Raw genomic sequence first — 8,780 nt, forward strand, 5'->3', positions numbered from 1 at the left:
AAACGGGCGGTGCGGCATGGAAGCCGACCGCCCGCCAGGCTGGCCCCCCGCGTGGGGCCTTGCCCTGCAATCACATATTGCTTTGCGCCTTGGATGCCTCGTGGGTCACCGCGTTGCCGGCGGTGGAAATGTCTTGCCCCGCACCCTTCACGGTTTCGCAGGCGCTCAGCGCGGCCAGAGCCAGAAGGGGGAACAGGATCTTGCGCATGGTATCTCTCCTCTCAGGATCGTTTCGGTGATGCAACGCGGTGATGTTACACGGGTTCCCACGGCGGGCAGCAAAAATATGCGGTGCTCAGGGGCTCTCGCAGGCGGCCTTGCGGCTGAGATGCGAGGCAAAGAGCGCCGTCGCCCCGGTGAGCACCAGCATCCCGCCGAAAGTCACGAGAACGCCCAGGAACACGATCGCCGCCGTCATCATCCCGAGGCTGAGCGCCAGCGCGGGCAGGATCCACCAGCCAGAGACCAAAGCCTCCTGCGGCCGCTCTGCCCGTGGGAGGGCGCAGAGCGGGTCCGGTGTATTTGCGGGCGGGGGATGCAGGCTGGCCATAGGATTCCGGAGCAAGCAGAAAGGATATCGGAGCCATTCTGGCCGCGGTTTCCATGCCATTCCGTTAACATCCTGCTAAAAAATTGGGCAATATGGTTTACAGTCCCGCGCCGCGGCCCGCATTGTCTGGGCCTGGGCGCCAATCTCCTTTTCTTGTGCCTCCGGGCCGTCTGAAGCGCCCGTTACCGGGCGTCCTCGAGAATCATTCGGGCGGCCTTTTCGGCAATCATCAGCGTGGGCGAGTTGGTATTGCCACTGGTAATTGTAGGCATGACCGAGGCATCGGCGATACGTAGCCGACCGAGCGCCCGGAATTTCAGCCGCGGATCGACGACGGAGCCGGCATCCGCGCCCATGCGGCAGGTGCCGACCGGGTGGAAGATGGTGGTGCCGATATCGCCTGCGGCGCGCGCGAGGTCGGCCTCGGTCTGGTAGCTGGGGCCGGGCTTGTATTCCTCGGGGTGGTAGCGCGCGAAGGCCGGCTGCGCCGCGATGTGGCGGGTGAGCTGCAGCGAGCGGACGGCGACGGCACGATCGCCCTCGGTCGAGAGGTAGTTCGGCCGGATCGCCGGATGGGCGCGGAAATCCGGGCTCTTGGCATGGATCGAGCCACGGCTCTCGGGGCGCAGATTGCACACGCTCGCCGTCATCGCGGGGAAGGGGTGGACCGGGTCTCCGAACTTGTCGAGGCTCACCGGCTGGATGTGGTATTGCAGGTCGGGCGTGGCCTTTTCGGGGCCGGAGCGGGTGAAGATCCCGACCTGGCTCGGCGCCATCGACATCGGGCCCGAGCGTTTGAGCAGATATTCGAGCCCGATCGAGGCCTTGCCCATCAGCCGCGAGGCCTTCTCGTTGAGCGTCGGCACGCCGGTGACCTTGAACACCATGCGCAGCTGCAGGTGGTCTTGCAGGTTCTCGCCGATCCCTGCGACCTCCACCTGCGGGGTGATGCCCGCGGCCTGCAGCGCGGCGCCATTGCCAATGCCCGAGAGCTCCAGCAGATGCGGCGAGCCCACCGCCCCGGCCGAGAGGATGGTCTCGCAGTTCGCCCGCGCTTCCTTGCGCTTGCCGTCCTGATGGAAGACGACGCCCTTCACCTCGCCGCTCTCGATGATCAGCCGCTCCACCTGGGCGCCGGTGAGCACGCGCAGGTTCGCGCGGTTCGCAGCCGGGCGCAGGAAGCCCTTGGAGGTGTTCCAGCGGATGCCCGAACGCTGGTTCACGTCGAAATAGCCGCCGCCCTCATTGGTGCCGATGTTGAAATCCTCGGTGCGCGGGATGCCCGCCTGCTCGGCGGCATCGAGGAAGGCATCGAGCACCGCCCACCGAACGCGCGCCTTCTCCACCCGCCATTCGCCGCCCGCGCCATGCAGCGCCGAGGCGCCGCGGTAGAAATCTTCCTGCGCCTTGAACAGCGGCAGCACATCGTCCCAGCCCCAGCCGGTGCATCCCATCTGGCGCCAGCCATCGTAATCCGCCGCCTGGCCGCGCATATAGATCATGCCGTTGATCGAGGAGCAGCCGCCGAGCACCTTGCCGCGCGGATAGATCAGCGCGCGCCCGTTCAGCCCCGGATCTGGCTCGGTCTTGAAGCCCCAGTCGGTGCGGGGGTTGCCGATGCAGTAGAGATACCCCACCGGAATGTGGATCCAGTGGTAATTGTCGCGCCCCCCGGCCTCCAGCAGCAGCACCTTGTTGCGCGGATCGGCCGAGAGCCGGTTGGCGAGAACGCAGCCTGCGCTGCCGGCACCGATGACGATGTAATCGTAATTTTCCATGTCTCTCTCCTGCCCCTGCGCGGGGCGCGCGCAGGGGGGCTCTGGGCCCGGCGCGGGACGCGCTTCGGGGGGTATTCGGGGGCTTTCGGGGGAGGGCGCGGCCCCGGGGGCCGCGCGCCATCTCAGTTTTCGGAGCGGAAGCCGAGCGAGCGGCCGAGCTTCGAGGCGTAGAATTCGCCGATCAGGCCGCGGCGGAACAGCAGCACGCAGACCATGAACACGAGGCCGGTGATGATCGTCACCGGGAAGTCCGAGGTGGCGAGGTAGTTCTGCAGCGTCACCACCAGGCCCGCGCCGAAGATCGGGCCGGGCAGGGTGCCGATGCCGCCAAGGAGCGTCATCAGGATGACTTCGCCCGACATCTGCCAACCCACATCGGTGAGGGTGGCGAACTGGAACACCAGCGCCTTCACCCCGCCCGCAAGCCCCGCCAGCGCCGCCGACATCACGAAGGCGCCGAGCTTGTATTGCGCCACCGCATAGCCCAGCGAGACGGCGCGCTGCTCGTTCTCGCGGATCGACTTCAGGATCATGCCGAAGGGCGAATTGACGAAGCGCCAGATGATCGCGAGCCCGAGGATGAACACGCCCAGCACGAAGAAATACATGTTGGTGGTGTCGCTCAGGTCGATGATGCCGAACAGATGGCCGCGCGGCACCGACTGGATGCCATCCTCGCCATGGGTGAACTTAGCCTGCAGGCAGAAGAAGTAGAACATCTGCGACAGCGCGAGCGTGATCATCGCGAAATAGATGCCCTGGCGGCGGATCGCGATCGCGCCGATGATGAGGCCGAGCAGCGACGCCCCGGCCACGCCCACGACCAGCCCGAGCTCGGGGGAGAGGCCCCATTCCTTCACCGCATGCGCCGTGAAATAGGCCGAGCCGCCGAAGAAGGCCGCATGGCCGAAGCTCAGCAGCCCGGTATAGCCCAAGAGCAGGTTGAACGCAGCCGCGAACAGCGCGAAGCACAGAAGCTTCATCACGAAGATCGGATAGAGCATGAACGGCGCCGCGATCAGCAGTACGAGCGCCGCGACCAGAGCCACGATTTTCACCGTGCCGGCGGCCGGATTGACCTTGATCGCCTGGCCGGGGATGGGTTCGGATTTGTGCGCCATATCAGCTATCCTTTCCAAACAGGCCCGCGGGTCGCAGGATCAGCACAATGCCCATGATCACGAAGATCACGATGTTGGAGGCCTCGGGATAGAAGACCTTGGTGAGGCCCTCGGCGATGCCGAGCATGTAGCCCGTCACGATCGCGCCGAGGATCGAGCCCATGCCGCCGACCACGACGACCGCGAAGACGACGATGATCAGGTTCGAGCCCATCAGCGGCGAGACCTGATATACGGGCGCTGCCAGCACGCCCGCAAAGCCCGCGAGCGCCGCGCCGAGCGCATAGGTCAGCGTGAGCAGCAGCGGCACGTTGACGCCGAAGGCCTGCACCAGCGTGGGGTTTTCCGTGGCCGCGCGCAGATAGGCCCCGAGCTTCGTCTTCTCGATCATCAGCCAGACCGCAATGCAGACGGCGAGCGAGGCGATCACGACCCAGCCGCGATAGATCGGCAGGAACATGAAGCCGAGGTTCACCGCCCCGGTGAGCGCCTTTGGCGGCGCATAGGGCTGGCCGGAGGCGCCGAAGAAATAGCGGAACGTGCCCTCGATCGTCAGCGCGAGGCCGAAGGTGAACAGCAGGCCATAAAGGTGATCGAGCTTGTAGAGCCGCGAGAGCATCGTGCGCTCCACCACCGCGCCGCCGAGCCCCACCAGGAGCGGCGAGAGCACCAGCGCGACCCAGTAGTTCACGCCCGCGAATTTGGCCAGAAGCAGCGCCGCGAAGGCGCCCAGCATGTATTGGGCGCCATGGGCGAAGTTGATCACCCGCAGAAGCCCGAAGATCACCGCGAGCCCGAGGCTCAGCAGCGCATAGAACGAGCCGTTGATCAGCCCCACCAGCAGCTGGCCCATCAGGGCCTGCAGGGGGACGCCGAAAATGGTTGTCATGTCACACCCCCAGGACCTGATGGAGCATGTCCATCTTCTGCGACAGCTCTCCCACCGGGAATTCCGCGACCATCTCGCCGTGATCCATCAGGTAGAAGCGGTCTGCGACCTTGGCCGCGAAGCGGAAGTTCTGCTCCACCAGCACCACGGTCATGCCGCGTTGTTTCAGTTTCACCAGGACGTCGCCGATGGCCTGGATGATCACCGGGGCGAGGCCCTCGGTCGGCTCATCGAGCAGCAGGCAGCGCGCGCCCGTGCGCAGGATCCGCGCCAGCGCCAGCATCTGCTGTTCGCCGCCCGAGAGCTTCGTGCCCGGGCTGTTGCGGCGCTCCTTCAGGTTCGGGAACAGGTCGTAGATCTCCGCCACTGTCATGCCGCCCTCGGCGACCTTCGGCGGCAGCATCAGGTTCTCCTCCACCGTCAGCGTCGCGAAGATGCCGCGCTCCTCGGGGATGAAGCCCAGGCCCGCGCGCGCGGTATGGTGCAGCGGCACCCCCATCATGTTCTTGCCCGCGAAGGTGATCTCGCCGGTGCGCTTGCGCAAGATGCCCATGATGGTGCGCAAGGTGGTGGTCTTGCCCATGCCGTTGCGGCCGAGAATGCAGATCATCTCGCCTTCGTTGACATGCAGGTTCACGCCATGCAGGACGTGGCTTTCGCCATACCAGGCCTGCAGGTTCGATACGGACAAAAGCGCCGTCATTCTTCGGTCCCCATATAGGCGGTGCGCACGCGCGGATCGGACGAGACATGGGCATAATCGCCCTCGGCGATGATCTCGCCGCGCTGCAGCACGGTGACGGTGTGGCAGATGTCGGCCACGACGCTGAGGTTGTGTTCGACCATCAGCACGGCGCGGTGGCGGGCGACCTCGCGGATGATGCCCGCTACCATGCGCACATCCTCCTGGCCCATCCCGGCCAGCGGCTCATCGAGCAGCAGCACCTCCGGGTCGAGCGCCAGCGTGGTGGCGATCTCCAGCACGCGCTTGCGCCCGTAGCTCAGATCGGCCGCGCGCGTATCGCGGTACTGGGTCAGGCCCAGATCCTCGATCAGCACTTCGGCGCGCTCATCGAGCCGGTTCAGCGACGAGAGCGGCAGCCAGAACTGGGTGGCCAGGTTATTGGGCCGCTGCAGCGCCACGCGCACGTTCTCCAGCACCGTCAGATGCGGGAACACCGCCGAAATCTGGAACGAGCGCACCAGCCCCATCCGCGCCACCTTGTCGGGGCGGGTGCGGGTGATGTCGCTGCCCAAGAGCGTGATCTTGCCGCGCGTGGGCTGCAGGAATTTGGTCAGCAGGTTGAACACGGTGGTCTTGCCCGCGCCGTTCGGCCCGATCAGCGCATGGATCCGGGCGTGATGCACGTCCAGATCGACGTTGTTCACCGCGGTGAAACCGGCGAAATCCTTCCCAAGTCCGCGGGCGGAAAGCACCACCCGCGGCTCGGCCTGTTGTGTCACAGGAGCCCCCATCACTTCACCAGCGGGCAGCCGCTCTTGGCCGGGTCCGTATAGGCTTCTGCGCCGGGGATGGTGGCCACGACCTTGTAGTAGTCCCAGGGCGTGGTGATCTCTGCGGGCTTCTTCACCTCCATCAGATACACGTCGGAGATCATGCGCCCGTTCGCGGCCACCTTGCCGTTGTGCGAGAACACGTCATCCACCGGCAGCTCGTGCAGCTTCTTCGAGACCGCTTCGGTTTCGTCCGTCCCGGCGGCCTGCACGGCCTTCAGATAGGAGGTGACGGCCGAATAGGTGCCGGCATGGACCATGTTCGGCATGGCGCCGGTACGCTCGAAGAACCGCTTGGCGAAGGCGCGGGTCTCGTCGTTCATGTTCCAGTAGAAGCTCTCGGTCAGGTTCAGCCCCTGCGCCGCTTCGGCGCCGATGCCGTTGACCTCGGCGATGGTGAACAGCAGCGCCGCCATCTTCTGGCCGCTCTGGGTGATGCCGAATTCGGCCGCCTGCTTGATCGCGTTTTGCGTATCCATGCCTGCGTTCGCAAGGCCGATGACCTTCGCCCCCGAGGACTGCGCCTGCAGCAGGAAGGAGGAGAAATCGGTGGTGGCGAGCGGATGGCGGACCGAGCCCAGCACCGTGCCGCCCTGCGATTTCACGAAGTTCGAGGTGTTTTCCTCCAGCGAATAGCCGAAGGCATAGTCTGCGGTCAGGAAGAACCAGCTGTCGCCGCCTTCTTTCACCAGCGCGCCGCCGGTGCCCACGGCGAGGGCGTGGGTGTCATAGGCCCAGTGGAAACCGTAGGGCGAGCATTGCTTGCCGGTCAGCTCGGTGGTGGCCGCGCCGGTGTTGATGGTGATTTTCTTCTTTTCCAGGCTCAGCGCCTGTACCGCGAGGCCGACCGAGGACGAGGTCAGCTCCATGATCGTATCGACCTGGTCGGTATCGTACCACTGCCGGGCGATGTTCGAGGCGATGTCCGCCTTGTTCTGGTGGTCGGCGGTGACGACCTCAACCGGCGCATCGAGCACCTTGCCGCCGAAATCCTCGACCGCCATCTTCGCGGCCTCATAAGAATATTTCCCGCCGAAGTCGGCATAAACGCCGGACTGGTCGTTCAGGATGCCGATCTTTACCTTACCATCCGAAACTTCGGCATGAGCAGGCATGGCCAGCGCCGCGACCGAAGTCGCGGACAGAAGCAGTTTTCGCATGTGTCTCCTCCCCTAGAGAGCACGCGCCCCGTGATCGGGGCCTCCCTCATCAAATGCGGGACGGCGGCTCCTCGACCGCTGACCCTTACGTCAGTTTGCGGGTAATCGGGCTTTGACACAAGAGTTCAGCTCTGATTGATTTCATACAGGATGTGTTCGTTTTCGTACATGAGGCCGCCGTTGAACTTCAGCTGGGACGATATGCATTTCTTTCTCGCGGTGGCGCGCGACGGGCAGCTGTCGCGCGCGGCGCGGGCGATGAACACCTCGCATGTCACCGTGTCGCGCCGGATCGACCGGCTGGAGGCGGCGCTGCGGATGCGCCTGTTCGAGCGCAACCCGCGTGGCTACGAGCTGACCGCCGCCGGGCGGCGCCTGATCGAGCAGGCGGAGCGGATGGAGGAGGCGGCGGCCGAAGTCTCTGCGGCGCAGGGCATGGCCGATGGCCGGGGCGGACCGCTGCGGGTGGCGATGCCGGAGGGCTTCGGGCGGTTCTTCTCCGCGAACCTGCTGCCCGAGTTCGTGGAGCGGTTTCCGCGGATCTCGCTCGAGATGATGACGCTGTCTCAGGTGCTGTCGCTGTCGCGCCGCGAGGCGGATATCTCGATCACGCTCGATCCCTACAAGGGCGGCCCCTACCGCTCGGAGCGGATCGCAGATTACACGCTGCAGCTCTATGCGACCGATGCCTATCTGGCGGCGCATCCCCCGATCCGGACGCGCGACGACCTGCCCGGACACCGGTTCATCGGCTATATCGAGGAGCTGATCTTTGCGCCCGGGCTTGATTACCTGGGCGAGGTCCACCCCGATATCCGCCCCGCCATCAAGAGCGCGAGCGTTTTCAATCAGCTGACGGCGGCGCTGCATGGGCTGGGGGTGGTGGTGCTGCCGCATTTCCTGGCGACGCGCTATGCCGCGCTGCGGCTGGTTCTTCCGGATGAGGTGGAGCTGCACCGGACCTATTGGCTGACCTGTCACCGCGATGTGCGGCAGGCGTGGCGCGAACGCGCGGTGATCGCCTTCATCATGGAGGGCATCCGGGCGCGGGCGGCGATGCTGCAGCGGCTCCCTCGGGAGTGACGACGCCCGAGCCGGCGGGGGGTAATCCTCTCCAAGGTTAATGGGATGCGTAAGTAGAATTTTCTCGTCGCGTGAGCTGAGGAGATTCGAATGAGAAAGAGCCGTTTCACCGAGCCGCAGATCATGGCTGTGATTCGTCAGACCGGGAACGGCGTGGCCGTGCCTGAACTTTGCCGGGAGCATGGGAACGTCGCAGCGAGCTTCTACAAGCGGCGCTCGAAGTGTTGATTTTCACCCGGAACTGCGCCGGGTTTTTCATCGAGGAGTGAGCCGCCTCTGGCTATGGATTTCGGGTCATGATGGGGTCAATGCATTGTTTGTAATTATTTTTATGTCCGCTGCGGCTGGGCTGACCTTGAAGCGGAAGCTGTCATTTGCTGTCTCGCGGATGTGGCAGCGCTGGGTGAGGCGGTCGAGCAAGGCTGTGGTCATCTTGGCGTCACCAAAGACGGTGGCCCATTCGCTGAAGCTGAGATGACCTACTCCCTGCTCCTTGGACAGTTTTTCGGGTTGTTTAAGCTACGGCCTGCCCCTGCTGATCGGTTTGAGTTGCGTTAGAGAAGCCCACGGCGTGCTCTGCTCCCTTGGTTTGGACCGCCGCGATCTGGAGTTTCGCGGCTCTGCTCACAGGGGCGGGCTGGCTGCGCCACCGGGAATGCGCAGGTTGATCGGCACGTTGTAACT

General features: G+C 64.9%; 9 protein-coding genes and 2 pseudogenes. 2 read left to right on the top strand and 9 right to left on the bottom strand.

Going from position 1 to position 8,780, the window contains the following annotated elements:
* Positions 1 to 70: 70 nt before the first annotated feature.
* The 8 genes from ACOMG5_RS14380 to ACOMG5_RS14415 all read right to left on the bottom strand — a co-directional run bounded on the left by ACOMG5_RS14380 (position 71) and on the right by ACOMG5_RS14415 (position 7,013).
* Positions 71 to 208 (bottom strand): entericidin A/B family lipoprotein, encoded by a 138-nt coding sequence (locus ACOMG5_RS14380; protein ID WP_420344492.1) that lies wholly within the window; start codon positions 206 to 208, stop codon positions 71 to 73.
* 87 nt (positions 209 to 295) lie between these two features.
* The gene (locus ACOMG5_RS14385; RefSeq protein WP_420344493.1) at positions 296 to 469 is read right to left on the bottom strand and encodes a hypothetical protein; all 174 of its coding nucleotides are present in this window, start codon (positions 467 to 469) and stop codon (positions 296 to 298) included.
* A gap of 263 nt (positions 470 to 732) precedes the next feature.
* Entirely contained in the window at positions 733 to 2,328 is a 1,596-nt protein-coding gene (locus tag ACOMG5_RS14390; protein WP_420344494.1) for a GMC family oxidoreductase, read from the bottom strand.
* A 122-nt stretch (positions 2,329 to 2,450) separates the two neighbouring features.
* Positions 2,451 to 3,449: a branched-chain amino acid ABC transporter permease gene (locus tag ACOMG5_RS14395; RefSeq protein ID WP_420344495.1), complete on the bottom strand. Its 999-nt coding sequence runs from the start codon at positions 3,447 to 3,449 to the stop codon at positions 2,451 to 2,453.
* A gap of 1 nt (position 3,450) precedes the next feature.
* Positions 3,451 to 4,338 (bottom strand): branched-chain amino acid ABC transporter permease, encoded by an 888-nt coding sequence (locus tag ACOMG5_RS14400; protein ID WP_420344496.1) that lies wholly within the window; start codon positions 4,336 to 4,338, stop codon positions 3,451 to 3,453.
* A 1-nt stretch (position 4,339) separates the two neighbouring features.
* Entirely contained in the window at positions 4,340 to 5,041 is a 702-nt protein-coding gene (locus ACOMG5_RS14405; protein ID WP_420344497.1) for an ABC transporter ATP-binding protein, read from the bottom strand.
* Positions 5,038 to 5,814 carry an ABC transporter ATP-binding protein gene (locus tag ACOMG5_RS14410; RefSeq protein WP_420344498.1) on the bottom strand — a complete coding sequence of 259 codons (777 nt, stop codon included), beginning with the start codon at positions 5,812 to 5,814 and terminating at the stop codon, positions 5,038 to 5,040. Before ACOMG5_RS14410 ends, ACOMG5_RS14405 begins: the two co-directional genes overlap by 4 nt.
* Positions 5,814 to 7,013 (bottom strand): ABC transporter substrate-binding protein, encoded by a 1,200-nt coding sequence (locus ACOMG5_RS14415; protein WP_420344499.1) that lies wholly within the window; start codon positions 7,011 to 7,013, stop codon positions 5,814 to 5,816. Before ACOMG5_RS14415 ends, ACOMG5_RS14410 begins: the two co-directional genes overlap by 1 nt.
* Positions 7,014 to 7,214: 201 nt before the next feature.
* On the opposite strand from ACOMG5_RS14415, the gene ACOMG5_RS14420 reads away from it, so the two are divergent.
* On the top strand, positions 7,215 to 8,096 hold the full coding sequence (locus tag ACOMG5_RS14420; RefSeq protein ID WP_420344501.1) for a LysR family transcriptional regulator: 882 nt from the start codon (positions 7,215 to 7,217) through the stop codon (positions 8,094 to 8,096).
* Positions 8,097 to 8,186: 90 nt separating this feature from the next.
* Positions 8,187 to 8,318, top strand: a pseudogene (locus tag ACOMG5_RS14425) (transposase); the annotation flags it as partial.
* Positions 8,319 to 8,390: 72 nt separating this feature from the next.
* Here the strand turns inward: ACOMG5_RS14425 and ACOMG5_RS14430 are convergent.
* Positions 8,391 to 8,573, bottom strand: a pseudogene (locus tag ACOMG5_RS14430) (ATP-binding protein); the annotation flags it as partial.
* Positions 8,574 to 8,780: the final 207 nt, after the last annotated feature.

Source organism: Paenirhodobacter sp., from assembly GCF_041916475.1.
Classification (GTDB): domain Bacteria; phylum Pseudomonadota; class Alphaproteobacteria; order Rhodobacterales; family Rhodobacteraceae; genus Rhodobacter.

Bases quoted from the DNA above. Each gene is read 5' to 3' on its own strand.
- ACOMG5_RS14380 (WP_420344492.1), bottom strand. From the start codon at position 208: ATGCGCAAGATCCTGTTCCCCCTTCTGGCTCTGGCCGCGCTGAGCGCC.
- ACOMG5_RS14390 (WP_420344494.1), bottom strand. From the start codon at position 2,328: ATGGAAAATTACGATTACATCGTCATCGGTGCCGGCAGCGCAGGCTGC.
- ACOMG5_RS14395 (WP_420344495.1), bottom strand. From the start codon at position 3,449: ATGGCGCACAAATCCGAACCCATCCCCGGCCAGGCGATCAAGGTCAAT.
- ACOMG5_RS14400 (WP_420344496.1), bottom strand. From the start codon at position 4,338: ATGACAACCATTTTCGGCGTCCCCCTGCAGGCCCTGATGGGCCAGCTG.
- ACOMG5_RS14405 (WP_420344497.1), bottom strand. From the start codon at position 5,041: ATGACGGCGCTTTTGTCCGTATCGAACCTGCAGGCCTGGTATGGCGAA.
- ACOMG5_RS14410 (WP_420344498.1), bottom strand. From the start codon at position 5,814: ATGGGGGCTCCTGTGACACAACAGGCCGAGCCGCGGGTGGTGCTTTCC.
- ACOMG5_RS14415 (WP_420344499.1), bottom strand. From the start codon at position 7,013: ATGCGAAAACTGCTTCTGTCCGCGACTTCGGTCGCGGCGCTGGCCATG.
- ACOMG5_RS14420 (WP_420344501.1), top strand. From the start codon at position 7,215: ATGCATTTCTTTCTCGCGGTGGCGCGCGACGGGCAGCTGTCGCGCGCG.